General features: G+C 31.3%; 26 protein-coding genes and 1 other annotated feature. Of the genes, 21 read left to right on the top strand and 5 right to left on the bottom strand.

What is annotated here, in order from left to right; all coding sequences use genetic code 11:
• The first annotated feature begins 8 nt into the window (after positions 1 to 8).
• From M915_RS03275 to yqeB, 4 genes are read left to right on the top strand one after another with little or no spacing between them, the layout of a single operon-like run.
• Entirely contained in the window at positions 9 to 884 is an 876-nt protein-coding gene (locus M915_RS03275; protein ID WP_009222009.1) for a winged helix-turn-helix domain-containing protein, read from the top strand.
• A complete protein-coding gene (yqeC, locus tag M915_RS03270; RefSeq protein ID WP_036729302.1) occupies positions 884 to 1,582 on the top strand; it encodes a selenium cofactor biosynthesis protein YqeC in 699 nt (232 codons plus the stop codon). The genes M915_RS03275 and yqeC overlap by 1 nt, the downstream gene beginning before the upstream one ends.
• Positions 1,583 to 1,594: 12 nt before the next feature.
• Complete coding sequence (locus M915_RS03265) at positions 1,595 to 2,170, top strand: NTP transferase domain-containing protein (RefSeq protein WP_036729301.1); 576 nt, start codon at positions 1,595 to 1,597, stop codon at positions 2,168 to 2,170.
• Positions 2,160 to 2,948: a selenium-dependent molybdenum cofactor biosynthesis protein YqeB gene (yqeB, locus tag M915_RS03260; protein ID WP_036729299.1), complete on the top strand. Its 789-nt coding sequence runs from the start codon at positions 2,160 to 2,162 to the stop codon at positions 2,946 to 2,948. Before M915_RS03265 ends, yqeB begins: the two co-directional genes overlap by 11 nt.
• 39 nt (positions 2,949 to 2,987) lie before the next feature.
• Here yqeB and brnQ read toward each other — a convergent pair whose 3' ends face one another.
• Complete coding sequence (gene brnQ, locus M915_RS03255; RefSeq protein ID WP_036729298.1) at positions 2,988 to 4,265, bottom strand: branched-chain amino acid transport system II carrier protein; 1,278 nt, start codon at positions 4,263 to 4,265, stop codon at positions 2,988 to 2,990.
• 242 nt (positions 4,266 to 4,507) lie between these two features.
• Here brnQ and M915_RS03250 point away from each other — a divergent pair, with 242 nt between their 5' ends.
• On the top strand, positions 4,508 to 5,872 hold the full coding sequence (locus M915_RS03250; RefSeq protein WP_036729296.1) for an oxaloacetate decarboxylase subunit alpha: 1,365 nt from the start codon (positions 4,508 to 4,510) through the stop codon (positions 5,870 to 5,872).
• Between the two features lie 70 nt (positions 5,873 to 5,942).
• On the opposite strand, the gene M915_RS07505 is transcribed toward M915_RS03250, so the two are convergent.
• Positions 5,943 to 6,098 carry a hypothetical protein gene (locus M915_RS07505; RefSeq protein ID WP_009222015.1) on the bottom strand — a complete coding sequence of 52 codons (156 nt, stop codon included), beginning with the start codon at positions 6,096 to 6,098 and terminating at the stop codon, positions 5,943 to 5,945.
• Positions 6,099 to 6,101: 3 nt separating this feature from the next.
• Entirely contained in the window at positions 6,102 to 8,951 is a 2,850-nt protein-coding gene (locus tag M915_RS03245) for a transglycosylase domain-containing protein (protein WP_036729294.1), read from the bottom strand.
• A 115-nt stretch (positions 8,952 to 9,066) separates the two neighbouring features.
• On the opposite strand from M915_RS03245, the gene hflX reads away from it, so the two are divergent.
• Genes hflX through nadE form a run of 3 tightly spaced genes read left to right on the top strand, consistent with a single transcriptional unit; the run spans position 9,067 to position 11,714 of the window.
• The gene (hflX, locus tag M915_RS03240; RefSeq protein WP_009222017.1) at positions 9,067 to 10,368 is read left to right on the top strand and encodes a GTPase HflX; all 1,302 of its coding nucleotides are present in this window, start codon (positions 9,067 to 9,069) and stop codon (positions 10,366 to 10,368) included.
• Positions 10,361 to 10,996 (top strand): YigZ family protein, encoded by a 636-nt coding sequence (locus tag M915_RS03235; RefSeq protein WP_036729292.1) that lies wholly within the window; start codon positions 10,361 to 10,363, stop codon positions 10,994 to 10,996. The genes hflX and M915_RS03235 overlap by 8 nt, the downstream gene beginning before the upstream one ends.
• 10 nt (positions 10,997 to 11,006) lie before the next feature.
• Complete coding sequence (gene nadE, locus M915_RS03230; protein WP_036729289.1) at positions 11,007 to 11,714, top strand: NAD(+) synthase; 708 nt, start codon at positions 11,007 to 11,009, stop codon at positions 11,712 to 11,714.
• Between the two features lie 49 nt (positions 11,715 to 11,763).
• Here the strand turns inward: nadE and M915_RS03225 are convergent, their stop codons facing one another.
• Complete coding sequence (locus M915_RS03225) at positions 11,764 to 12,180, bottom strand: Dps family protein (RefSeq protein WP_036729286.1); 417 nt, start codon at positions 12,178 to 12,180, stop codon at positions 11,764 to 11,766.
• Between the two features lie 142 nt (positions 12,181 to 12,322).
• Positions 12,323 to 12,548: a binding site (T-box leader), on the top strand.
• 56 nt (positions 12,549 to 12,604) lie between these two features.
• Between M915_RS03225 and M915_RS03220 the strand changes: the two genes are divergently transcribed.
• The 12 genes from M915_RS03220 to gpmA all read left to right on the top strand — a co-directional run bounded on the left by M915_RS03220 (position 12,605) and on the right by gpmA (position 23,202).
• Entirely contained in the window at positions 12,605 to 13,582 is a 978-nt protein-coding gene (locus M915_RS03220) for an ABC transporter substrate-binding protein (protein WP_036729284.1), read from the top strand.
• A 10-nt stretch (positions 13,583 to 13,592) separates the two neighbouring features.
• On the top strand, positions 13,593 to 14,483 hold the full coding sequence (locus tag M915_RS03215; protein WP_036729281.1) for an ABC transporter permease: 891 nt from the start codon (positions 13,593 to 13,595) through the stop codon (positions 14,481 to 14,483).
• A gap of 3 nt (positions 14,484 to 14,486) precedes the next feature.
• Entirely contained in the window at positions 14,487 to 15,260 is a 774-nt protein-coding gene (locus M915_RS03210; RefSeq protein WP_036729277.1) for an ABC transporter ATP-binding protein, read from the top strand.
• 108 nt (positions 15,261 to 15,368) lie between these two features.
• Positions 15,369 to 15,587 (top strand): DUF1659 domain-containing protein, encoded by a 219-nt coding sequence (locus M915_RS03205; RefSeq protein WP_036729274.1) that lies wholly within the window; start codon positions 15,369 to 15,371, stop codon positions 15,585 to 15,587.
• Positions 15,588 to 15,614: 27 nt separating this feature from the next.
• Positions 15,615 to 15,836, top strand: a complete 222-nt coding sequence (locus M915_RS03200; RefSeq protein WP_009222023.1) for a DUF2922 domain-containing protein — start codon at positions 15,615 to 15,617, stop codon at positions 15,834 to 15,836.
• 25 nt (positions 15,837 to 15,861) lie between these two features.
• Entirely contained in the window at positions 15,862 to 16,014 is a 153-nt protein-coding gene (locus M915_RS07400) for a YvrJ family protein (protein ID WP_009222024.1), read from the top strand.
• A gap of 539 nt (positions 16,015 to 16,553) precedes the next feature.
• A complete protein-coding gene (locus M915_RS03195) occupies positions 16,554 to 18,368 on the top strand; it encodes a peptide ABC transporter substrate-binding protein (RefSeq protein WP_036729272.1) in 1,815 nt (604 codons plus the stop codon).
• Positions 18,369 to 18,424: 56 nt separating this feature from the next.
• A complete protein-coding gene (locus tag M915_RS03190; protein WP_036729269.1) occupies positions 18,425 to 19,351 on the top strand; it encodes an ABC transporter permease in 927 nt (308 codons plus the stop codon).
• Positions 19,351 to 20,310 (top strand): ABC transporter permease, encoded by a 960-nt coding sequence (locus tag M915_RS03185; RefSeq protein WP_036729266.1) that lies wholly within the window; start codon positions 19,351 to 19,353, stop codon positions 20,308 to 20,310. Before M915_RS03190 ends, M915_RS03185 begins: the two co-directional genes overlap by 1 nt.
• Positions 20,311 to 20,318: 8 nt before the next feature.
• Complete coding sequence (locus M915_RS03180; protein WP_036729264.1) at positions 20,319 to 21,326, top strand: ABC transporter ATP-binding protein; 1,008 nt, start codon at positions 20,319 to 20,321, stop codon at positions 21,324 to 21,326.
• Positions 21,319 to 22,275: an ABC transporter ATP-binding protein gene (locus M915_RS03175; protein WP_036729261.1), complete on the top strand. Its 957-nt coding sequence runs from the start codon at positions 21,319 to 21,321 to the stop codon at positions 22,273 to 22,275. Before M915_RS03180 ends, M915_RS03175 begins: the two co-directional genes overlap by 8 nt.
• Before the next feature lie 231 nt (positions 22,276 to 22,506).
• Positions 22,507 to 23,202 carry a 2,3-diphosphoglycerate-dependent phosphoglycerate mutase gene (gene gpmA / locus M915_RS03170; RefSeq protein WP_036729260.1) on the top strand — a complete coding sequence of 232 codons (696 nt, stop codon included), beginning with the start codon at positions 22,507 to 22,509 and terminating at the stop codon, positions 23,200 to 23,202.
• A 235-nt stretch (positions 23,203 to 23,437) separates the two neighbouring features.
• Here gpmA and M915_RS03165 read toward each other — a convergent pair whose 3' ends face one another.
• Positions 23,438 to 24,025 (bottom strand): TlpA family protein disulfide reductase, encoded by a 588-nt coding sequence (locus M915_RS03165; RefSeq protein ID WP_009222029.1) that lies wholly within the window; start codon positions 24,023 to 24,025, stop codon positions 23,438 to 23,440.
• A 107-nt stretch (positions 24,026 to 24,132) separates the two neighbouring features.
• On the opposite strand from M915_RS03165, the gene M915_RS03160 reads away from it, so the two are divergent.
• Entirely contained in the window at positions 24,133 to 25,380 is a 1,248-nt protein-coding gene (locus M915_RS03160; RefSeq protein WP_051259776.1) for a glycosyltransferase family 4 protein, read from the top strand.
• Positions 25,381 to 25,412 lie beyond the last annotated feature (32 nt).

Raw genomic sequence — 25,412 nt, 5'->3', positions numbered from 1 at the left:
GGATTAAGATGAAAACTTGTGCCTTAATAAATTCAAGAAGTCCAAAGGGAAGTGAGCTTGCACTTAAGAGTTTAAAAAATATATCAAATATAAGGAAAATTTTATATGCGATAAAATCGGCAGGGGTTGATGATGTATATATATTAGTTGGGGAAAATTATGCAGACATATCATCTGAACTTGAAAAAAGCGATGCAATATTGATATACGATGAAAATTATAAAAAGCATAGTGAATTTGAAAGTGAAATATATGCTATGAAAAATATAAATAAAGAATATGACAGAGTGTTATATACATCTGTACGGTCAAATTTATTCAGTATAGACAGTATAAAAAAATTGCTTAGCTATGGAACTTTTGCAATAGGATACTATAAAAATATGCAGGGGAATGTTGCATTACTTCCGTTAAAAGAATTTCCTAAAATTGATGTAAAGAATAATTTTTTAATAGAGAGTTTTCAAAGAATTAGAGTTGATTGGAATTTTGTTGATTTAGACGATAGGGATATATTGAAAAATCAAAATGATATTGTATTTGAGGAAACACCGCTCAGATGCCAAATAAAGCTTACAATAGCGAGGGATGAGAAGTTCTTCGGACCCGGCACATCAAGACTTTTAAAATTGATTGAAGATACAGGATCTGTGAAGGCTGCTGTAAGTGCAATGAATATATCATATTCAAAAGCATGGAATATGATAAATACTATGGAAAAAGAACTTGGTTTTACGGTTGTAGATAGAAAATCAGGCGGTTCCGGTGGTGGAGAAAGTAAAATTACTGCGCAGGGTAAAGCTTTTTTAAAAAAGTATGAACTGTTTTTAGAGAGAACAAAGCCATATATAATAAATAATTTTGAAGAGATTTTTTACATTTGATGAAAAGAGATGATGGAATGCTAAAACAATTATTTGATGTTGGAAAAAAAGATATAATTTCATTTAATGGTAGCGGCGGGAAAACAACTACTATTTTTAAATTAGCAAGAGAACTTAAAGATAATGGAAAAGTTTTAGTTACAACATCTACAAAAATAGGGGTTCCTGATAATTTGGAGAAAGGTGAAAAGTTTTTTGAAGATATTAGAAATATTTTAAATAATAGAGAAGAATTTAGCCTTGCAGTTGCCGGCAATGGGATTTCAAACGGAAAGATAAATTCCATAGATGAGAAAATGTTAAATCAGGTAGCCGAGCATTTTGACTATATATTAATAGAAGCTGACGGTTCAAAACGTTTACCGCTTAAAGCATGGAGAGATCATGAACCTGTTGTTTTAGCGGGGACTAATAAAACTATAGGAATAATTCCGATAAAATATGTTGATACAGAAGTGGATGATAGTTTAATATTTAATTCCGAGATATTTAAAATGAAATTTGGATTTAAGTCAAAGCTTACATTTAATGTAATAAATAATATAATTCAAAGTAAGGATGGAATTTTTAAAGGAGCTATTGGAGAAAAGTATATATTTTTTAACCAGTGTAATAGTAATGAAAATAGGGATAAAGCAAGAGATTTAATATCTTATTTAGAAAAATATAATAAGGATATTAATTTTAGGTACGGATAAGTTGGTGGTAGTATGAAACTCGGTGCAATAATTATGGCAAGCGGATTTTCACGCAGAATGGGTGAAAATAAGTTGAAATTAAATATAAATAATAAAAAAATTTTTGAATATACAGTTGACTTGATTTATAAATATGACTTTGAAGATAAAATAATAGTCAGCAATGATGAGGAAATTATAAGATATTCTCAAGAAAAAGGTATTAGAGCATATAAAAATAAGAATGCAATTGTGGGCAAGAGCGAGTCTATAAAAATAGGAATAAGTAATACTCAAAATGTAGATGGATATATGTTTTTTGTATGTGATCAACCATTTTTAAGTATTGAGACAATAGATGAAATAGTATCAAAATTCAAAAAAAATAATAAACTCATAACATATCCCGTATATGGGAATAAAATGGGAACTCCGGTTATATTTCCTACAAAATACAAAGATGAATTATTAAAACTTTCTTTTGACGAGGGAGGAGTTAAATTAATAGATAAAGAAAATTCACAAGGAGTATTTATCGAAAGAGAATATGAATATTTTGATATTGATGATAAAGAAGATTATAGGATAGCGGTGAAATATGAAAAATAATATTGTAGTTGTAAGAGGCGGAGGAGATATTGCAACAGGCTCTATACAAAAGTTATATAGAACGGGATTTAAAGTTGTCATTCTTGAGGTAGAAAGACCTACTGCAATAAGAAGAACAGTTGCATTATCAGATGCAATTTATGCAGGAGAACATAGAGTTGAGGATGTTGTTGCGAAAAAAGTTTCAACTATAGAACAGATAGAGGATTGTTGGAATAAAAATATAGTTCCGATAAAAATAGATCCGAATTGTGAAATATTAAGAGAAATAAAAGCGAATTTTTTGGTAGATGCAATTCTTGCTAAAAAGAATCTCGGAACAAATAAAAGTATGGCAGATCGAACAATTGCATTGGGACCCGGATTTTGTGCAGGAGTAGATGTTGATATTGTAGTTGAAACAAACAGGGGGCATAATTTAGGTAGACTTATATTTGACGGATTTGCTGAGGAAAATACGGGGAATCCCGGGAATATAATGGGATATACTACACAGAGAGTGCTATACTCACCCGGAAAGGGAATTATAAAAAACAGATGTGACATAGGAGATGTTGTAAAAGAAGGAGAAATTGTTGCAACTGTAGACGGAAAAGAAATCAGATCTAAGCTTGGAGGAGTTCTTAGGGGGATTATAAGAAATAATTCAATTGTATTTACAGGAATGAAAATAGGAGATGTAGATCCAAGAACGGATACGAATTACAATACAATATCTGATAAGGCAAGAGCTGTAGGAGGAGCGGTTCTCGAAGCTATAATGTTAAATAAAATATAAAAAAACAAGCAAATATATATTTGCTTGTTTTTTTATATTTTATTTCGATTTTTTACCAAATAGATTAAATACAAAAGCTAATACTATTGACGGTAGAATCCAGTTAAATGCTACATATACATCAGGTATTCCGATGAATAATTTTGAAGCTGCATCTGTACTTACTCCAAAGCTTGAAAGTATTGTCAATATTGTAGGATAAAATGCTCCAAGTACTGCACCGTAATAGAAATTCTTAGATTTAATTTTATTTCTAAAGAATTCTGAAATTACAAGAACTATAGAAACCGGATATAGTGCAACAAGAACTGGAGCTGATATTGCGATTATATTTTCTACTCCTTTAACAGCAAAGTAAGCACTGAATAATGTAAATATAATTACAAATGCCAAATAGCTTAGTTTATTTTTTGTAAGCTCTGTAAAATATTGCGCAGATGTACTTAGAAGACCTATAGCTGTAGTTATACAAGCAAGGAGCATTGCAAGAGCAAGAAGTACATTTCCTGTTGTTCCAAGAAGAGTATGAGTTATATAAGTTAACAGTTCTACTTTTGAAAGTTCATTTAGGTTGAGTGAACTTACAGTAGCTCCTATATAAACTAAACCTCCATATACGATACATAATCCAAATCCTGCTATAAAACTTGATTTTATGGTTAAGGTATTTAATTGATTTACTTCTGTTATGCCTTTATTTTCAAACCCTTTTATTATCATTGTAGTAAAAATAAGTGCGGCAAGTACGTCCATTGTTTGATATCCGCCTTCAAATGAAAAGGCAAATGCGCCGGACTTAGAACCTGTAGGAACTCCAAGAGGAGAAATTATTCCCTTGGAAATTATTAAAAACAATACTATTAACAACATCGGTGTTAAAATTTTTCCTATTCTATCAATAATATTCATCGGATTTACAACGAAGAATAATACAATAGCAAAAAATATAATTGAAGATAGTATTGGACTTAGGTTTGGCATCAAAGAACTTTGAATAATTTCATAAGATGTTGCAGCAGTTCTTGGAATAGCAAGTCCGGGTCCTATACATAGTATTATTGCAGTACTGAAAATTTTTGCGAAAAGTGGTGAAACTTTTCCGGCGAGGTTATTAATGCTACCTCCCGCCTTGGTTGTAGCTACAACTGTAATCATAACTAAACCCACACCTGTAGTTAAAAAGCCGATCATTGCGATTATCCAATCTGATGCAGTTGCAAGTCCGATAGTTGGCGGAAAAATTAAATTACCGGCACCAAAGAACATTGAAAAAAGTGCGAGACCAGATACTAACGTTATGTTATTAAGTTTTTTCATAATAACCCCCCTATAATTAAAAATATTTCTTAACATTATAACAGATAATCATAAAAATGGAATAGAAATTTTTGAAAAAAATTCAAAGTTTTAATCATATAAAATCATCTATATGGTATAGATAAAATTAAATAATTCTATTGACTTTGAGTATAAAACTATTTAAAATATAAAAATAAGTTCTTTACTAATTAAGGAATATTAAAAATTAAAAAAATTTATAAAAATAGGGAATGAAAAAGATGAAGAAGATTAAATTTATGGAAACAGTGCTTAGAGATGCACATCAAAGCTTAATGGCAACAAGAATGAGGTATTCTGATTTTGAAGAGATACTTCCTGAAATTGACAAAGCGGGATATTATTCTGTTGAATGTTGGGGAGGAGCAACATTTGATTCTTGTATAAGGTTTTTAAATGAAGATCCTTGGCAACGAATAAGAGATATTAAGAAAAATTTTAAAAATACAAAGACTCAAATGTTACTTAGAGGACAAAATTTGCTTGGTTATAGAAACTATCCGGACGATGTAGTTGAAAAGTTTATTGAGCTTTCTATAAAAAATGGCGTTGACATAATAAGAATTTTTGATGCATTAAATGATTTGAGAAATTTAGAAACTTCAATAAGGGCGACAAAAAAGTTTGGAGCCGAGGCTCAAGCTACAATTTGTTATACAGTTTCAAACGTGCATACAATTGAGTACTATGTAGAACTTTGTAAACAAATTGAAAAGATGGGAGCAGACAGTATTGCAATAAAAGATATGTCAGGAATTTTGACACCTTATGTTGCATATGATTTGATAAGTCAGATAAAAAAGAATGTGGATATTCCGTTGCAACTTCATGTTCATGAAACAACAGGTATAGGATCTTTGACATACCTAAAGGGAATTGAAGCGGGAGTTGATGTAATAGATACTGCTATATCTCCTTTTTCAGGTGGAACATCACAACCGTCTACTGAAGCGTTGCATATGTTAGTAAGAGATGCAGGATATGAGAGCTCACTTGATGTAAAAGTTCTTGAAAAAATCGCAAATCATTTTGTTAAAGTTAAGGAAAAATATATTGCAGATGGGACTCTTCCTGTAAAGATGCTTTCTACAGATCCTAAGGGATTGATTTATCAAGTTCCGGGAGGAATGTTGTCCAACTTATATTCACAGCTTACTCAATTGAAACAAGTTGAAAAATATGAACAGGTACTTGCTGAAGTTCCGAGAGTAAGAGCTGATTTGGGATTTCCGCCTCTTGTGACACCAATGAGTCAAATGGTTGGAACACAAGCTGCATTTAACGTAATTATTGGACAAAGATATAAAATGGTTCCTACTGAAATCAAAGATTATTTAAGAGGACTGTATGGAAGAAGCCCTGTTGAAATAGATGATGAATTTAGAAAATCCATCATAGGAGATAAGGAAGTAATTACAGGAAGACCTGCAGATTATTTAGAAAACGGTTTAAAAAAGGCAAGAGATGAGATAGGTTATCTTGCAAAATGTGATGAAGATGTTTTAACTTATGCTCTATTTCCGGAAGTTGGAAAGAAGTTTTTAGAAAACAAATATGAAAACAATATTGTAAGTTGTATTTCGTAAATTATTCAGTTTAATATTCTCTATTAAAAGAACCCTTCTTGATCAAATTACTTGATAAGAAGGGTCTTTTTTATTTATTTTTATTTCTTTGAGATATTCTTGATGCTAAGAATATAATTCTTGCAATGTGCTTTGGATTTAACTTCCTTTTATTTTTATTGTCCATATTTTTAATTTTGTTTTTTATAGCCTTTGAGGCTGTTTTATATATAAATTTTTTTATCATATCTTATCCTTTCTTAGACGAAGATTTTGAAGATTTGTCCTTTGTTGTCTTTTGCTGTTTTTTAGTTTTTTTCTTTTCTTTGTTTTTATTATACCAATCTTCGTCATGGTAGTTACAATAAAGTTTTGGAACATATTCATAGTCATCAGGATATATACCCCCATGTTCCGAAGCGATGTATGCGGGTTGTCTTTCAAAAAATATTTTATATTCCACATCTTCTTTTGGACAATATTCACTTGCAAGACGATTACTCTTATTGCAAATTAAAAGTTTTATGTGTTGATCACAATATTTTGTCGGTTCGGTTCCTGATTTATATTTTTCAATATATCCGGCATCAACTTCTTCACATAATTTTGTACCGAGATTTCCACTTTTTTGACATATATATTTTTCGACGATATTATCAGGCTTTACAAATTTTGTAGTAGGCAGGTTCTGATTCACATCTTGAGAAATTTGCTTAAATAAATTTAATATAAGTTTTGAATCCGCATCAAGCTCTATTTTAGGAGAGTCGCATCCAATCCAAGTTGATATTGTATATTTTGGACTATATCCTGTAAACCATAAGTCGGAATTAAATTTATTTAATCCGATTTCGCCGGCTATATCAAGTTTCAAAGTTCCGGCTCCCTTTGCAATACCTCTTGTTACATTAGTCCTAAGTGCATCGGTAAGTAAGTAGCAATTTGTAGAGTCAAAGGATTTTTCTGTTTTTTTTGTGGAGTTGTTAATTATTGTAGTTCCATTGGCATCTTCTATTTTGATTACCGAGCTGACATCTTTTGTATCTCCGCCCGTTGCAATAGTTCTGTATATTTGTGCGGCATCAATATTTGTAATACCTCTTTGCATATTTCCGAGAGCAAGAGAATCTAAATTTTCATCTGACTTGTATTTATTTTCAGAAAGAGATATGAAATTATCTTTAGAAGCATTAGCCGAATTTATAATTCCGAATTTTTTTAGGGTATCTTTCATTTTATCAAGTCCCATTTCTTGTAAAAATTCAACCGGAATTACATTTGAGTTATTTTCCAATGCAAGTCTTAATGTCAAAAGTCCGCCAAAACCCGGATAGTCATTAGATGGCCACATATTTCCGTCTATATAAATCGGCACATCATCTTTTACAGAACCCAATGTATATCCATTTTCAAGAGCAGTTAAATAAACTACAGGTTTTATTAAAGAACCCGGAGAACGAACTGAATTAGTAGCCCTATTATAAATTTTTAAGTTTTTACTGTTCACATCAAGGCCGCCAACAATTGCTTTTACATAACCGCTTTCATTATCAAGAATTATTGCACTTGATTGAGGTTGAAGAGTAGGAATACTTTCGTATGAGTAATATTCCTTTGAGATAATGAGATTATTATTTGCATCAATTTTATAAAAATCAGATTTGTTTTTTAAAAAACCGCTGCTTATGATTATATAATCGGTTTTTTCTTCATACACATCTCTTGGTATATTCAAAAAACCTATGTTGTAGGTTTGTAAATTTTCATCTGAGTTTATCTCGTAGATATCAATTATATCCAATTTATTACTTGCAGTATTAAATAGAGAATTTGTAATTGATAAGTCTCCTTTTGAATTTATATTGTAGTTTTCCTTGTCTATTTTAAAATTAAACTCTTCATCAAAAAAATTATATCTTTGAAAATAAACTATATTTCCATTTGCATCGAGTATATTATCAGTTCCGTCAAGAGTAAATGATAAAGCCTTTGCACCGTGATTTGAATTTGTATTTGAATTTAAATAGTCTTTAAAATTCACATATATATTTTCCAAATCGTGTTGTATATTTTCGTCAATTGAGGAGTATATACTATATCCGCCTGTAAATAATTTATGTTCTGCTTCATCTTGAGAAACACTATAATATTTTGAAAGAAGTTTTGCAGCTTCGGATTTGATATAGTCCGTCGAATAGCTACTCATGCTGTGATATTTTTTAATTCCCGGATTTAAAGAGCTCACTATATCAAATTTCAATGCATCATTGTATTCGGTTTCGGTTATGCAACCGAGAGAATACATTTTTTTAAGGACTGTTTTTTGTCTTTCAAATGCTTTTGGATTTAGTACAAGATACATTTGTTCTCCGTTTATATCCATTGTTCCTATAAGTTCACCATCTTTATAGGAATCTTTAGGTATTCTCTTAAATGGAGGATATTCAACGGGAGATTTTGTAATGCCTGCAATTAGAGCACTTTGAGACAAGTTTAAATCCCATACATCTTTAGAAAAATATGTTTGAGCTGCAGCCTCAACTCCGTAAGAACCTTGACCTAAATTAATTCTGTTTAAGTATGCTTCAAGTATTTCGTCTTTTAAAAGTTTTTTATCAACACCTATTGCAAGGTAGGCTTCTTGTACTTTTCTGTTTATAGTCTTTACATTTGAAAGATATACATTTTTGACAAGCTGTTGGGTTATTGTAGAGCCGCCTCTTACAATTTTTCCGGCTTTGATATTATCGATAAATGCACTTGCAATACCTTGAAAATCAATTCCGATGTGTTTATAAAATCTTTCATCTTCTATAGAAATAAAAGCATCTTTTATATGTTTAGGAACTTTTTCAATAGGGACAATAGTTCTGTATTCTAAGGATTCAATTTTTTCAAGTAGCTTTCCGTTTTCATCATAAATGCTTGAAGTTTGGTTAAAGCTGTTTGAAAGATTATTAAGATCCATTTTTGGAACATCATTTAAAATATCTAAAATTGTCACGCTTATAAGAGTAACAAAAAAAGAAATCAAAATTAAAATTGAATATAAGAGTAATTTTAATTTATTTTTTTTATCAAGAGATTTAAATTTTTCCATAAATACCTCCATTCTTATTATATCATTTAATGTTTTTAATTACTATTTTTTAATATCTAAGCTTTTAAAATAAATGTAATATTTAAAATATCAGGTTTTAGTATATAATATAGTTATGGAAAATATAAAAGATAAAGAAAAGGAAAGAGTAATAATAGTCGGTACTGATATAGGAGCATATCCAAATAGTCTTGAGACATCTATTCGCGAATTGGAGGAGCTTGTAAAAGCTGATGGAGCGGAGGTTGTAGGAGTAGTAACTCAAAATATAGACAAATTTTCTCCAAAATATCTTGTAGGCTCAGGTAAAGTAAATGAAATTAATGATATGATACCTAAACTTGAAGCTAATGCGGTTGTATTTAATGATGAGCTGTCGGGAGTACAGCTTAGAAATTTGGAAGATGCTTTTAATAAGGGCTGTGACTTTTTTAATAAAAAGGTAAAGGTCTTAGACAGGACAAATTTAATACTTGATATTTTTGCACTTAGAGCTTCAACATATGAAGGAAAACTTCAAGTTCAGCTTGCGCAATTAAATTATCAGCTTCCAAGGCTCATAGGAATACAAGGATGGTCAAGAACCGGCGGAGGAATAGGAACTCGTGGACCGGGAGAGCAGATAATAGAAACAGATAGAAGAAGATTGCTTCGTGAAATCGAAACTATAAAGGCAAAACTGAAAAAATCTGAAAAGACAAGAGATACAATGAGAAGTAAAAGACTTGAAAATCGAATATCAACAGTTTCTCTTGTGGGTTATACAAATGCGGGAAAATCTACAATATTAAATAGATTAAAAGTATCGGATTCAAAGGATGTATACGTTGAGGATATGTTATTTGCAACACTTGATCCGAATTCAAGAAGAGCAAAGCTTCCAAACGGAATTGAATTTATATTGTCTGATACTGTAGGTTTTGTATCAAAGCTTCCGACTAAACTTATAGAAGCTTTTAAATCAACTCTTGAAGAGATTAAATATTCAGATTTAATTTTGCATGTTATAGATGCATCAAGTGATGATTTGGAAATTCAATACGAAACTACAATGAATATCCTGAAAGATTTAAAAATTGACGGCGATAAGGTTATAACGGTATTCAATAAAATGGATAAGCTTGAAGGCTCGGATATATTAATCAATCCTAAGTATACAGATAAGAGATTATATATTTCTGCAAAATTTGATGATGATATGGATAAGCTTCTTAAATTTATTGAAGAAAATCTTCCGGAGAAATTTAAGCATGTAAAAATGTTGATAGATTACAAAAATTCAGTTGTACTTTCGGAGATACTTGATAATCATAAGTGTGAAGAACTGGAGTATTTAAATGAGGGAGTTTCTTTTAAGGTCATTTTGACTATTGAAGAATATAATAAATATAAAAAGTTTGTGGTAGATTATGTATAAAACATTTTATAGAGACGGAACAGATGAATTTATAGAAAAAAAATCCAAATTTATAGGTTACGGATTTAGAGTTAAAAGTGAGGAAGAAGCCGTAAAGAAAATTGAAGAGATTAAAAAAATTCATAGAGATGCAACACATAATTGCAGTGCGTATATAATCGGTGAAAATAAACTTATACAGAGATACAATGATGATGGGGAGCCGTCAGGAACGGCAGGTATCCCAATGCTTGAAGTATTAAAAAAAGAAGATGTTACAAATGTATTAGTTGTGGTAACAAGATATTTTGGAGGAATACTGCTTGGAGCGGGAGGACTTGTTCGTGCATATACAAAGGGAGCAAAAATCTCAGTTGATTCATCACTTGTAGTTGAGATGAGAGAATATGAAAAGTTGTCATTGAAATATGATTATACTTTTCATGGAGGAATAACAAATTATCTGATAAAAAACGGATACAAGGTTTTAAATGAGGATTATACTGACAAGGTTAAAATAATATTGCATCGTGATTTGAACGACAATAAAATAATAGAAGATCTCATAAATGAAACATCGGCTACAATAGAAATAAAAAAACTCGGAATAGAAAAATTACCATTTAATGACGGAAGAATACTATATTAGAGGGATTAAAATGAAAAGAGAAATAGAAAAACTTGTACTATGGCTTAGGGAAAATGTAGAAAAAGCAGGAGCAAAGGGACTTATATTTGGAATGAGCGGTGGAATAGACTCTGCTGTAATAGCGGCGGTAAGTAAACTTGCATTTCCGGATACATCGCTTGGAATTATAATGCCATGTGAAAGTGCCTATGAAGATGAAGAGGATGCAAGACTTATTGCGGAGGCGCTTGATTTAAAAATTCAAAAAGTGGATTTGACGGACACATATAAAACATATCTTGAAAGTTCATTCTTCAGTTCGAACAGAATGGCACGTTCAAATATAAAGCCAAGGCTTAGAATGCTGACACTTTATTATTATGCACAAGATCTCGGATATTTGGTGTGCGGCTCATCAAATGCATCTGAATTTTATATAGGATATTATACAAAATTTGGTGATAGCGGTGTGGATTTATTGCCGCTTGTGGGATTTTTAAAAGATGAAGTATTTGATCTTGCAAGAGAACTTGGCATACCCGAAAAAATTATAGATAAAAAACCGTCGGCAGGGCTTTGGGAAAATCAAACCGATGAGGATGAAATGGGATTCAGTTATGGAGAATTAAATGCACACATCAGAGGAGAAAAAATAGATTCTGAAATTGCAGATAGAATAGAAAAAATGCACAAAAACTCAGAACATAAAAGAGCATTTGCAGTTAAATACGAAAAATAAAATTATTATAACAAAAGGGAAGGTCAAGACCTTCCCTTTAAAAATAAAATTATTTAAGCATACTTTCCATAAACCAAATTTGTTTATTGTAACCTGTGATGTGATCTTCCATCATATTTGAAAGAACAAAATCATCAGACTCGTCAGAAATAACTTCTGCAAGTTCTCTAATGTGTTTTAAAAGCTTTAATGCTTCTTCAACAGCAGATTTAGCATCTACATCTTTGCTTTCAAGTTCATCTATATCACTAATTTCAAGATATTCTTTTAGACTTGCCTTAGGATATACCCCATTCATTTTTTGGTATTCTGCAATAGCATCATATTTTTCAAAAAAATCATCATATAGAGTTTCTAAATATTCATGAACAGCCTTAAAAGTGAAGCCTGTTACATTCCAGTGTAAATTGTGTAGTTTAATATTACCTACAGCAAGATTTGCTAAATATTTGTCTAAATTTTTCATATATTACCCCCTGTGAAAATTTTATTATTGTTCCTTACAAGCAATATCTACCCGTTAATAAGATTACTAAACATAAATAAATTTATTTATTTAAAATCAGTAGTTGACAATATGGGTTTAAAGCATTAAAATGATAAAAAATATAAAAGCAATGACAGAGAGAAAAATGTAGGAATTTATTTTAGAGAATCGGGGAAGGTGAAAGCCGATATAAAGGAATACATATAATATTCACTCTAAAGCTTAACAGTAGAATTTCAGTAGACTGTTACGGTGGCCTCCGTTATCATGGGATATAAGTTATATGACTTTGAGAGATAATCTTTTGATTATGAAAATAGGTGGTACCACGATCCTTCGTCCTATATGGGCGGAGGACTTTTTTATTTGAGTGAAAAATGCTTTTAAAATCAGGAGGGAAGAAATGAAAAAGATAGTAGTTTTATTATTAATAAGTTTGTTACTTATAGGTTGTAATGGGAAAAACAGTTCAAAGGGAATTGAAAAAGAAACTTCAGACTCAAAAAAATATACAATAGGAATCATAAAATATGTGGATCATATTTCATTAGATGCAGCAAAAAATGGGTTTATTGAAGAACTTAAAAAAAATGATGTAGATGTGGAAATAATAGAAAAAAGTGCGAATGGAGATATGTCTTTGACAACAACATTGGCTCAAGAAATGCTTTCTAAAAAAGTTGATTTGATTTATGCAATAGCGACTCCTGCAGCACAAGCAACAAAAAATGTAGTAAGGGATATTCCTGTAGTATTTAGTGCGGTAACAGACCCTGTCGGAGCGGGAATAGTTAATTCAATAGAAAGTCCGGATGCAAATATAACCGGAGTTTCCGACTATGTAAATCCGAAAATGCAAATTGAAGAATTTTTAAAAATATACCCGAATATAAAAACTTTTGGAGTAATATACAACACATCAGAACAAAATTCACAGGTTCAGGTTGAAAAGCTTGAAAGTGTATTAAAGGAAAAAAATATTTTTCTGGTAAAGGTCGGCATAAATACAGTAAATGACATTCCCGCATCAATAGCATTTATGTCAAATAATATTGATGCACTGTTTGCAATAACAGATAATACGGTTGCAAGTGCAGTTCCGATTTTATCGGAGCAGCTTTTAAAAAATAATATACCAAGCCTGTCATCAGAGGAAGGACAAGTAAAGAGCGGATTGCTTATGAGTGAGGGAATAAATTATGAAAGTCAGGGCGCTCAGGCAGCTAAAATTGCAATAAGGATATTAAATGGAGAAGATATAAAAAATATTCCTGTGGAGTACAATGAGATAAATCATAAAGTGGTAAATGAGAAAACTGCGAAAGCTTTAAAACTTGATTTAAATAATGAAATTTTTAAAGATGCTCAGATAATAAAGTAGGAGGAATAAAATGCTTTTAGGGTTAAATTCTGTATTACTTGCATCAATTGAAGTTGGACTTATATTTGCAATACTTTCAATGGGTGTGGTATTTACATTTAAAATTTTAGATATAGCGGATTTGTCAGTTGAAGGAACATTTCCACTTGGAGCATTTATATTTGCAAAGATGATAACAAGCGGTTTAGGAGTATATATTTCTATGATTTTCAGTTTTATATTCGGTTTAGTTGCAGGATTAGTTACATTTTTACTATATAAAAAACTGAAAATAGCATCAATTCTTGCGGGAATTTTGACAATGACAATTTTATATTCTGTAAATTTAAGGATTATGGGAAAGAGCAATGTAGCACTATTTGATTTTGATAATCTATTTGTAAAATTTGAAAAAATTCCAAAAGGCTTAATATTATTTGCGATAGTCTTGATTATAAAAATAATAATAGACAGTTTTTTAAAGACGGAAAGAGGATATATGTTAGTTATTACGGGAGATAATGAGTCATTAGTCAAATCTCTCGGTAAAAATCCCGATTTGTATACGATGATCGGTCTTATGATTTCAAACGGACTTGTCAGCTTGAGCGGTGCATTGATGTCACAATACCAAGGATTTGCAGATTCACAAATGGGAGCAACAATAATAGTTACAGCTCTTGCATCAATAATAATTGGAGATACATTTCTGAAAAACAGTAGAAAAATAAAAATAACAACAAGAGCTATATCAGGAGCAATAATATATAGAATAATATCCGGACTTGCAATACATGCAGGGCTTGATTCAAGCGATTTAAAGATGGTAACGGCATTTATAGTAATACTTTTTATTACGTATAATAATGTATCAGCAGGTCGGATAAAAAGAATTAAGAAATCGGTTAATAACGAGAGGTAAAAAATGTTAAAAATAAAAAATTTAAACAAGACATTTTATTTGGGTATGCCTGAGGAAAATAGGATATTTGAAAATTTTTCGGTAGAGGCGGAAAAAAATAAATGTACCGCTATATTGGGTGCAAACGGATGCGGGAAAAGTACATTGTTTAATATAATAAGCGGAAGCGTAAAAAGTGACAGCGGAACTATACGGTTAAATGACTTGGAGCTTGAAAAAATGAGTGAACAAAAAAGAGCATTACACATAGGGAAAGTAAATCAAGATCCGTCAAAGGGTGTTTCACCAAGTCTTAGCATACTTGAAAATATGTCAATAGCATTAAAAAAAGGAGATAGACTTTCATTTAAAAGGCTGCTCAAAAATACAGATATAGATTTAATTGTAAAAAAATTGAGGGAATTGGATTTAGGACTTGAGGACAAATTAAATACACAGGTCAGGTATTTGTCAGGGGGACAAAGACAGTCTTTGTCCTTACTTATGGCAACAATAAAAAAGCCGGATTTATTGCTGCTTGATGAACATACAGCAGCTTTAGACCCTAAGACATCAAAAATAGTAATGGATAAAACTGCAGATTTAATTTATAGAGAAAAGATAACAACTCTAATGATAACTCATAATTTAAATCATGCGATTAAATATTCAAGCAGAATAATAATGTTAAACAAAGGTAAGATAGTCTTAGATATAAAATCATCTGAAATAACTGAAGAACAATTAAATAGGTTATACAATGAAAATATAGAGAGAGAATTGAAAACTACAGTATAAAAAATAAGCAATGCATTGCTTATTTTTTTATGTATATAGAAAATAATTAAAAAATGAATAGTAAAAATATAATAAAAATTCTATTTATATAATAGAGGAGGTGAGAAAATGGCTTATACAGAAAAAGCATTTGGAGCAAAGCTGAAAATTGATTTCAACGGCGGTAAGTCTGCAAACGGTAAAGATTTAGTAAAGTCGAAAACATTCAAAAATCTAAATACAGAAGCTGCAATAGAAAATATAGCTGATGTGGCAGATAAGTTAGCCGGACTTGTGAAGTTTGAAAAAACGGCAGTAAAGAAAATAGTTGAAATCGAAATAGTGTAAGGATAACTTTGAGAAAGGAGGAAAAACATGGCTGTTAAAAAGACATTAGAAATTGGATTTTCCGATACAAAAGGGAAAATTTTAAAATTCAGCATTGATGATGTTAGAGATAATATCACAAAATCAGATCTTACAAGTATTGAGCATGCAATAATTGACAGTAAAGTATTTAAAGGGACAGAAGGAGATCTTTTAAAACTTGAAAATGCTCACTACAGAGAGCTTACAACAACTGATTTATTGAAGTAAGCTTTACTCACATAAGGAGGTAAATATGGGTATAGATGAACTTATTTCACAAATTGCAAACACAGGATTTCCGATAGTTGTGTCATGCTATTTGTTAATCAGAATTGAAACTAAAATGAGTGAACTTACAAACAGTATAAATGAGCTGAGTAATAGTATTGAAAACCTTATTAAATGAATGAGCGTAAGCTCTTTTTTTTATACAGAAATTAGAGCATTAATATAGCTTAAATTATACTACAATCAATTTACGATATAAGCTTTTCTACTTTATCATAAAAAATAATAGAATTTTACAGTCGCAAAAAAATAATGCATAATTTCAAAAAAACAGAGATGTATTTGCGAAAAGTATAAATAGTTAAATTTTAAATAACCAAATTTTTTATATTATAATTTAAAATTAAAATTAAGTATATAGTATAAAAACACTTGAAATTTATAAAATGTACACCATATATACATACATTTTTTACTATACTTATATTTTTAATATAATAAATATCTATGATACAATTATAATCTGGAACTTATATTACATAAATAAATGGCTATAATTAGCTGAAAGTGTAAGATTTTTGTTTATTATTGACCCAATTGGACAAATCAAAATATATTAAAATGTAAAAATAAAAACAATAGTTTAATAAATTTACTAATTGAAATTTTATAAAAAGTATGTTAATATTGTAAAAAATAAAACAGGAGGAGATATTGATGAAGAAAAAATTAACCAGTTTAATTTGCTTATTGGTTGTATTTTCATTTTTGCTGACAGCTTGCGGCAAAGGAAATACAGCAGGAGGAGATGATGGAGCAGCTGAGGAAGGTCAAATTTTATATACTGTAAACCACTCAGAACCCGGTTCACTTGATCCTGCACTTGCTCAAGGAACACATGAATCTTGGATTTTAAATCACTTATATACAGGACTTCTTTCTTATGATAAGGAAGGAAAGCTTGTAGATGGTATGGCTGAGATGCCTACTGTATCAGAAGACGGATTAACTTATACTTTTAAAATTAAAGACGGTATGAAATGGTCTAACGGAGATCCTGTTACAGCAGAGGACTTTGCCTATGAGTGGCTAAGGGTATTAGATCCTGAAACAGCTTCAGAATATGCTTATCAACTTTACTATGTAAAAGGCGGAGAAGCGTATAATACAGTTGAAAAACCCGGCGTATATTATGTAAAAGACAATGATGGAAAAGACACAGATATTGTAGACCATGAAGTGAAATTTACAGATGCAGATACACAAGGACTTGATGTTGCAGGAAAATCTGATGATGAAGTTGCACAAATGGTATACGAAAAATGGTTGGAAGAAAAGAAAGCTGAAGTAGGAGTAAAGGTACTTGACGAAAAGACATTGGAAGTAGTTCTTGAAAATCCTACACCTTATTTTGCAGACTTAACAGCATTTTATACTTTATATCCGGTAAATTCCAAGATAGTTAAAGAAAATCCTGACTGGGCAAAGGGCGGTGGAGAACTTTACACATCAAATGGAGCTTTTACACTTAAAACTTGGGAACATGACAGCATTATTGAACTTGTTAAAAATGAAAATTGGTTTAAAGCTGATGATGTTAAACTTGCAGGAATAACATTTGATATTCTTGAAGATATCAATACTTGTTGGCAAAATTATGACAGCGGCAAGTATGCTATGTTAGTAGATCCACCACAAGAAGTAGTAGCACAAAAATTTGAAGAAAAAAATGAAGAACTTGTTATAGGAAAACAAGTAGGAACTTACTATTATAATTTAAACAATATTAAGGAAGCTCCGGGAGCAAAGGTTAATCCTTTTACAAATGTAAATATCAGAAAGGCATTTGTATATGCACTTGACAGAGAATCACTTGTAAATAATATTACAAAGGGTGGACAAATTGCAGCAACAGGATTTGTACCTTATGGATTATTAGATGATCAAGGAAAAGACTTCAGAGAAGAAAACGGAACATTAGTGGAATATAATCCTGAAAAGGCTAAAGAGTTTTTACAAAAAGGTTTGGATGAATTAGGATTAAAAGTAGAAGATCTTGACGGAACAGTTATACTTTATAATACTTCTGAAAGCCATAAGAAAATAGCCCAAGCAGTTCAACAAATGTGGAAAGAAACTCTTGGAGTAGAATTGGGACTTGAAAATGTAGACTTTAATGTAAAAATAGCTCGTGAACATGCTCATGATTTTGAAATAAGCCGTGCTGGTTGGGTAGGAGATTATTCAGATCCGATGACAATGCTTGACTTATTTATAAAAGGCGGAGCAATGAATGACTCAGGTCATGACAATCCTGAATATGATGCTTTGATTAATGAAGCAAGACAATCTGCCGATCAAAAGGTTCGTATGGATGCAATGAAGAAAGCAGAAAAAGTTCTAATGGAAGATATGCCGATAGTTCCGATATACTTCTATACACAACCTTACTTTGTAAAAGCAAATGTTAAGGGAATCTACAAACCTATACTTCAATATCCGGTTCTAACTTTTGCGGAAATTGGTGAATAAAAAAAGTCAATAGAACCCCTAATGGGGTTCTTTACTTTTATAAGAAAGGATTTATTATGCTAAAGTATATATCAAAAAGAATAGGTATGTCCATATTTACCATTTTCTTTATAATAACACTTACATTTTTTCTGATGCATGCCGTACCGGGTAATCCATTGCAAAGAGAAGGTAAGATGCCTGCATCGGTATATAAGAATTTGGAAATAAAATATGGATTGGATAAGCCTATATCACAACAATATCTAATATATATCAAAAATGTCCTAAAATTCGATTTTGGTGACAGTATGAAATCAAAGACGGAAACAGTAAATCAAATGATATCCAGAGGTTTTCCCGTATCTGCAAGACTTGGCTTTCAAGCATTAATTCTTGCATTAATAGTAGGTCCGTTATTGGGATCGCTTGCGGCTTTATATCAAAATAAAGCACCGGATTATATAGCGATGATATTTGCCATAATAGGAATATCTGTTCCGTCATTTATAATGGGCACACTTTTAATACAATATATTGCAAAGGGAGGTTTACTTCCTGTAAGCGGTTGGGGAACATTTAAACATTCAATACTTCCATCTATTGCACTAAGTCTCATGCCTACAGCACAAATAGCAAGACTTATGCGTTCATCAATGCTTGAAGTATTGGGACAAGACTATATGAAGACAGCTAAGAGTAAAGGTATATCAAAAGCGGCTGTATTAATAAAGCATGGAGTTAGAAATTCAATTCTTCCGATAGTATCTGTTCTTGGAACAATAACGGCGGATTTATTAATGGGATCATTCGTAATAGAAAAAATATTTGGAATTCCGGGACTTGGAAGATTTTTTGTAAATAGTATAACAAACAGAGATTACACTCTTATAATGGGTACAACAGTATTTTACGGAATGGTATTAGTTACAATGATACTACTTGTAGATATTGCATATGTACTAATTGATCCGAGAATCAAATTGACGGGAGGAGATAACTGATGACATCAAAAATAGTTGAAAATACATTTACACCTTCTCCTGAAATGTTTGAAAAAGTAGATCGTTCATTACTTGATGCGGAAAGAATAAAAAGACCGACAATTAAATATTGGGCAGATGTATGGAGAAGATTGAAAAATAATAAACTTGCAATGGCAGGTCTTATATTGATAATTTTAATGGTTATATTTTCAATTGTAGGTCCAATGATTAGTGGAACGACTTACGAAAAAATCAATATGTCAAAAATGAATGTAAAACCGAATTCACAATATTGGTTTGGAACAGATTCGCTAGGTAGAGATTTATTTACAAGAGTTACTTATGGAGCGAGATATTCACTTTTAATAGGTTTTCTTGCGGCATTTGTAAATATAACAATAGGGGTATTGTATGGAGGAGTTGCAGGGATGAACTCCGGAAAAATAGATGCAATAATGATGCGTATAGCGGAAATAATATATTCAGTACCGTATCTATTGGTTGTAATACTGTTGTCAGTAGTTTTTTCAAAAAAAGGTTCAGGTACATCACTTAGCGTAATGATACTTGCAATGAGTATATCCGGATGGATACCGACAGCAATATTAGTAAGAGGACAGGTATTATCTCTAAAAGAATCAGAATATGTAATGGCAGCAAGGTCTATGGGTGCAACAAGTAATTGGATATTGTTTAAACACATACTTCCCAATACACTTGGACCTATACTTGTAAATCTTACACTAATTATACCAAGGGCAATATTTTCCGAAGCGACATTATCATTCGTATCTCTTGGCTTACAAGATCCGTTGCCGTCACTTGGTAATCTTGCCAATAGCGGACTTGAAGTATTGGCAATTGGACTTGGATATCAAATATTATTACCGGCATTAATGATTTCACTTATAATGTTCGGATTTAACGTATTAGGTGACGGACTGAGAGACGCTCTAGACCCAAGACTTAGAAAGTGAGGTAGGAAATGGAAAACATATTAGAAGTAAAAAACTTACAGGTATCCTTCAAAACTTTCTTTGGAGAGGTAGAAGCAGTAAGAGGAATATCATTTAATGTTCCAAAATCAAAAACAGTAGCAATAGTTGGAGAATCGGGATGTGGTAAGAGTGTTACAGCAAATTCGATAATGAAGTTACTCCCGGATCCTCCGGCATTTTATAAAGGCGGCTCAATATTATTTGAAGGAGAAGAAATAATAACAAAGACAGAAAAGGAAATGGAAGAACTAAGAGGAAAGAAAATTTCTATGGTATTCCAAGATCCTATGACATCTTTAAATCCTACAATGAAAGTAGGGACTCAGATAATGGAAGGCTTGTTAAAACACGAAAAAATATCTAAAGCAGATGCAAAAAAAAGAGCCATAGAAATACTTGAAATGGTAAGTGTACCTGAAGCGGAAAAGAGAATAAATCAATATCCGCATGAATTTTCAGGTGGTATGCGTCAGCGTGTAATGCTTGCTATAGCTATGGTAATGAATCCGATATTAATGATAGCGGATGAGCCTACAACTGCTCTTGATGTAACAGTGCAGGCACAAATTTTAGATTTGATGAAAAAATTACAAGATGAATTTGGAATGAGTATTATATTAATAACGCATGATCTTGGTGTAGTTGCTGATATGAGTAATAAAGTAGAGGTAATGTATGCCGGACAAATAATGGAAGAAGGACTTACAGAGGATATTTTCTATAATACTAAACATCCATATACTAAAAAGTTATTGGCATCGGTTCCAAGACTTGACATGAATAAAAAAGACAAGCTTCATGCAATTCATGGAACACCACCGGATTTGTACATTCCTCCAAAAGGATGCCCGTTCTATGACAGATGTGATGAAGCGATGAAAATTTGTGATGAACACATGCCGCCTGTAACAGAACATGGAAATGGACATTTTTGTAGATGCTGGTTATATCATGAAATGTGTCCGACACAAAATAAGGAGGGATATAATGACTGAGCCTTTGATAAGTGCAAGAGGAATAAAAAAATACTTCAAGGTAAAGGACGGTATATTAAAGGCTGTAGATAATGTAAGCTTTGACATATATCCCGGAGAAACCTTTGGGTTGGTAGGAGAGTCCGGTTGCGGAAAATCTACAACAGGACGTACAATTTTAAGACTATATAATCCAACTGCAGGAGAGATGTATTTTGATGGGCAGGATATATTTAAATTGTCAGCACGAGAAATGCAAAAGAGGAGAAAGGATTTTCAATTTATATTTCAAGATCCTTATGCATCATTAAATCCTCGTATGACAGTTGAAAGTATAGTCGAAGAACCGCTTTTAATAAATCAAACGTATAAAAGTGACAGTGAAAGAATAACAAGAGTAATTGAACTACTGAGGTTGGTAGGCTTATCTGAAGAACATGCTTCACGTTTTCCACATGAGTTTTCAGGCGGTCAAAGACAGCGTGTCGGTATAGCGAGGGCACTTGCTCTAAATCCGAAATTTATTGTGTGCGATGAACCGATATCGGCACTTGATGTATCGATACAGGCACAGGTAGTAAATTTGTTAATAGAGTTACAAGAAAAAATGAACTTGACATATCTGTTTATAGCCCATGATTTATCAATGGTAAGATATATTTCAGATAGAGTGGGGGTAATGTATCTTGGAAATATGATGGAAGTTGCAAGTTCAGATGAATTATATGACAATCCGCTACATCCATATACTGTAGCATTGCTTTCAGCAATACCGATAGCAGATCCGAATATTCAAAAGGAGAGAAAAAGAATTGTACTTGAGGGAGAAGTACCAAGTCCGATCAATCCTAAGGAAAATTGTCCGTTTGCAGAAAGATGTCCAAGAGCAACAGAGCAGTGTTTTAAAGAAAAACCTGAATTTAAAGAAGTAAAGCCTAACCACTTTGTAGCATGTCACTTAGTGAAATAACTTAATATCTCCTTTTTTAAAGGTTCTATGCCAATCTTAATTGCGTTGGTTTAGAACCTTTTATTTGTAGGTATATTAAAAATATCTCTAATAGAATTTAATATAATTGGAGTAATCCAAAGATTAATGATATAATTTAAGAAAGTATTATAATAACAGATAGAATTACAATCTTAGTTGAAAAATCTTAATGCCATGTATAAAAAATATATAGAGAAAGAGGATGCTTAGATGAAATTAGTTTTAGTAAGACACGGTCAAAGTGAGTGGAATTTAGCTAATCTGTTTACCGGATGGACGGATGTTGATTTAAGTGAAAACGGAGTTAATGAGGCTAAAAGTGCGGGCAGGTTAATTAAAGCGGAGGGAATTGATTTTGATATTGCATATACATCAGTATTAAAACGTGCTATAAAAACTTGTCAATATATTTTGGAAGAGTCTGATCAGCTTTGGATACCTATGGAAAAGAGTTGGAGATTAAATGAGCGTCATTATGGAGCGTTGCAGGGATTAAATAAGGCGGAAACAATTCAAAAGTATGGAGATGAGCAGGTTCATATCTGGCGTAGAAGTTACAATGTGTCTCCACCTGAAATGGAAGTAGAGCAAGCAAAAGCATTTTTATCAGATAGAAGATATAAAATGTTGGATGAAAAACTTATACCGATAACTGAAAACTTAGAGCTTACTTTAAAACGTGTTATGCCGTTTTATGAGGATCACATTGCACCGAATTTAAGGCAAGGTAAGAATGTTTTAGTTGCTGCGCATGGAAATTCATTACGTGCATTATGTAAATATTTGGAAAATATTTCTGATGAAGTAATTCCAAAATTGGAAATCGCAACAGGACAGCCTATAATATATGAACTGTCAGATAAATTAGAAGTAATTAATAAAAAGATATTAACGGAAGATGTATAAATAAAAGCGGTTGTCCTTAAATGTAGGGCAACTGTTTTTTTATAGTATAATAATATTTGATTATTTTCACAGGATAGAAAATGAATATGAAAAGTATCATATTAGAAATGAAAGTTTGATTTTTGATGAAATCATCTATATTCAAAGAATACATTGATTATTAACTTAAACTTTATGTGATTTTAATTAATAAAGCCCCTTCTCTATTCAGTTGAGAAAGGGCTTTATTTTAGTTTTAATTTTCTGATATTACTTTGTCGATAATTTCTTTCCAAGTATTTTTATCTCTGGCTCCGACTAAAACGTCTCCTATTAAGTTTCCGTCTTTGTCTACAAATATTGTAGTTGGTAGACCTTGAACATTATTTAAGTACTTATCGGATAATTCTTTGCTGTTTAAAAGATTAGGGAAAGTAACGTTACTTTTTTCGACAATTTCTTTAGCGTCTTTAATATTAAAATCTTCTCCGTCAGAAGTATCTGCTATTACTCCCAAAATTTGAAACTCTTCTTTTGAATATTCATTACTTAATTCTGCAAGATGAGGAAGCTCCATTTTACATGGTCCGCAAAATGTTCCCCAAAAATTTATCATTGTTACTTTTGAATCTTTGAATATATCGCTTGAAATATCGTCTCCTGTTAAAGTATGTCCTTTAAATTGGAAATTGCTGAATCCAAGTTCTTCATATTGTGAATTCATTTCTACTTTATTTGAATTCTCAGTTTTTGAAGAATTTGTTGTTTTGTTACTGCATCCGCTAACTAACAGCATAACTGAAAGAACACCTATGCCAAAGATTTTTTTGTTCATTTTTTTCATATATACCTCCATTCACTTTTATAGTTATACCCAAAAATTATAATATTAACAATATTTTAATATTTTTAAAGTCTAAAATTTGTTAAAATATTTATGGGGGTATATTTATGAAAGTTTTAATTACAACTGATTTATATAAGTCACAAATAAATGGCGTAGTAACTTCGGTTTTAAATTTATATACAGAACTTAAAGAACTTGGAGTAGATGTTAGAATTTTAACTCTTTCTAAAACTATGAAGTCATATAATGAAGGAGATGTATATTTTATAAGTTCTTTTCCGGTAAATATATATCCGGATATACGAGCATCTATTGCAGTTAAGGATAAATATTTAAAAGAGTTAATTAATTGGGCACCTGATATAATACATACTCAGTGTGAATTTTCAACCCTTATTTTTGCCAAGATTATTGCAAAGAAAGTTAAGTGTCCCATAGTGCATACTTATCATACAATGTATGAAAGTTGTGTTGGATATATTTTTAAAAATGAAAGAATGGGCAAAAAATTAATATCTAAGGTCATGAAACAGCTCCTAAAAAAATGTGATCGTATAATTGCTCCTACTAAAAAGGTAAAGAAAAATCTTGAGAGATATAAAATCAAAAATGACATATCTATTATTCCTACCGGAATAGACCTTTTTAGATTTGAAACGGATTTTAGTAAAGAGGAAATTTTAGAACTTAAATCTGATATAAATATACCTGAGGATGATTTTGTTATTTTATTTTTAGGCCGTATAGCCAAAGAAAAAAATATTGATGAGCTGATCAGACACTATAATAATTTATCTTCAAAGAGAAGTAATATAAGCTTTTTGATTGTAGGAGACGGACCTTATTTAGAAATACTGAGTAATAAGGTCAATACACTTAAAAATAAAAAGGTATTTTTTACAGGTATGGTGGATCCATCGGAAGTGTATAAGTATTATAAGCTTGCGGATGTTTTTGTGTGCGCATCAAAAAGCGAAACACAAGGCCTTACATTTGTTGAGGCTGCCGCAAATTCATTGCCGCTTGTTTGCAAATATGATTCATGTTTGGATGGATTATTAATTAATGGAAAAGACGGATATTTTTTTAATAGTGGACAGGATTTTGAAAAGTCTATATTAAAATTGGCGGATGATGAAAACTTGAGAAGAGAATTTGCTTTAAATGCCAAGGAAATCTCTAAAAAGTATTCTAAAGAATATTTTGCAAAATCAGTATATGATTTATATGAGGAGGTTATTTCAAATTATAGATATATTCCAACTGTAAAAAGAAGGGTCTATAAAGTGAAAAAAGCTACAAAAAGACAATTTAGAAAACTGAAAGGTATTGTGAATAGATATATAAAATAAGGAAGTGCTACGAAAGTACTTCCTTTTAACTA

The sequence above is a fragment of the Peptoniphilus mikwangii genome (genome assembly GCF_000468535.1).
GTDB classification, from domain to species: Bacteria; Bacillota; Clostridia; order Tissierellales; family Peptoniphilaceae; genus Anaerosphaera; species Anaerosphaera mikwangii.
Note: the sequence above shows the minus strand (reverse complement) of the source record. Positions and strands in the feature narration are given on the sequence as shown.

Excerpts from the sequence above, each read along its gene's own strand:
- M915_RS03275 (WP_009222009.1), top strand. The coding sequence starts at position 9 with ATGAAAACTTGTGCCTTAATAAATTCAAGAAGTCCAAAGGGAAGTGAG.
- yqeC (WP_036729302.1), top strand. The coding sequence starts at position 884 with ATGAAAAGAGATGATGGAATGCTAAAACAATTATTTGATGTTGGAAAA.
- M915_RS03265 (WP_036729301.1), top strand. The coding sequence starts at position 1,595 with ATGAAACTCGGTGCAATAATTATGGCAAGCGGATTTTCACGCAGAATG.
- yqeB (WP_036729299.1), top strand. The coding sequence starts at position 2,160 with ATGAAAAATAATATTGTAGTTGTAAGAGGCGGAGGAGATATTGCAACA.
- brnQ (WP_036729298.1), bottom strand. The coding sequence starts at position 4,265 with ATGAAAAAACTTAATAACATAACGTTAGTATCTGGTCTCGCACTTTTT.
- M915_RS03250 (WP_036729296.1), top strand. The coding sequence starts at position 4,508 with ATGAAGAAGATTAAATTTATGGAAACAGTGCTTAGAGATGCACATCAA.
- M915_RS07505 (WP_009222015.1), bottom strand. The coding sequence starts at position 6,098 with ATGATAAAAAAATTTATATATAAAACAGCCTCAAAGGCTATAAAAAAC.
- M915_RS03245 (WP_036729294.1), bottom strand. The coding sequence starts at position 8,951 with ATGGAAAAATTTAAATCTCTTGATAAAAAAAATAAATTAAAATTACTC.
- hflX (WP_009222017.1), top strand. The coding sequence starts at position 9,067 with ATGGAAAATATAAAAGATAAAGAAAAGGAAAGAGTAATAATAGTCGGT.
- M915_RS03235 (WP_036729292.1), top strand. The coding sequence starts at position 10,361 with ATGTATAAAACATTTTATAGAGACGGAACAGATGAATTTATAGAAAAA.
- nadE (WP_036729289.1), top strand. The coding sequence starts at position 11,007 with ATGAAAAGAGAAATAGAAAAACTTGTACTATGGCTTAGGGAAAATGTA.
- M915_RS03225 (WP_036729286.1), bottom strand. The coding sequence starts at position 12,180 with ATGAAAAATTTAGACAAATATTTAGCAAATCTTGCTGTAGGTAATATT.
- M915_RS03220 (WP_036729284.1), top strand. The coding sequence starts at position 12,605 with ATGAAAAAGATAGTAGTTTTATTATTAATAAGTTTGTTACTTATAGGT.
- M915_RS03215 (WP_036729281.1), top strand. The coding sequence starts at position 13,593 with ATGCTTTTAGGGTTAAATTCTGTATTACTTGCATCAATTGAAGTTGGA.
- M915_RS03210 (WP_036729277.1), top strand. The coding sequence starts at position 14,487 with ATGTTAAAAATAAAAAATTTAAACAAGACATTTTATTTGGGTATGCCT.
- M915_RS03205 (WP_036729274.1), top strand. The coding sequence starts at position 15,369 with ATGGCTTATACAGAAAAAGCATTTGGAGCAAAGCTGAAAATTGATTTC.
- M915_RS03200 (WP_009222023.1), top strand. The coding sequence starts at position 15,615 with ATGGCTGTTAAAAAGACATTAGAAATTGGATTTTCCGATACAAAAGGG.
- M915_RS07400 (WP_009222024.1), top strand. The coding sequence starts at position 15,862 with ATGGGTATAGATGAACTTATTTCACAAATTGCAAACACAGGATTTCCG.
- M915_RS03195 (WP_036729272.1), top strand. The coding sequence starts at position 16,554 with ATGAAGAAAAAATTAACCAGTTTAATTTGCTTATTGGTTGTATTTTCA.
- M915_RS03190 (WP_036729269.1), top strand. The coding sequence starts at position 18,425 with ATGCTAAAGTATATATCAAAAAGAATAGGTATGTCCATATTTACCATT.
- M915_RS03185 (WP_036729266.1), top strand. The coding sequence starts at position 19,351 with ATGACATCAAAAATAGTTGAAAATACATTTACACCTTCTCCTGAAATG.
- M915_RS03180 (WP_036729264.1), top strand. The coding sequence starts at position 20,319 with ATGGAAAACATATTAGAAGTAAAAAACTTACAGGTATCCTTCAAAACT.
- M915_RS03175 (WP_036729261.1), top strand. The coding sequence starts at position 21,319 with ATGACTGAGCCTTTGATAAGTGCAAGAGGAATAAAAAAATACTTCAAG.
- gpmA (WP_036729260.1), top strand. The coding sequence starts at position 22,507 with ATGAAATTAGTTTTAGTAAGACACGGTCAAAGTGAGTGGAATTTAGCT.
- M915_RS03165 (WP_009222029.1), bottom strand. The coding sequence starts at position 24,025 with ATGAAAAAAATGAACAAAAAAATCTTTGGCATAGGTGTTCTTTCAGTT.
- M915_RS03160 (WP_051259776.1), top strand. The coding sequence starts at position 24,133 with ATGAAAGTTTTAATTACAACTGATTTATATAAGTCACAAATAAATGGC.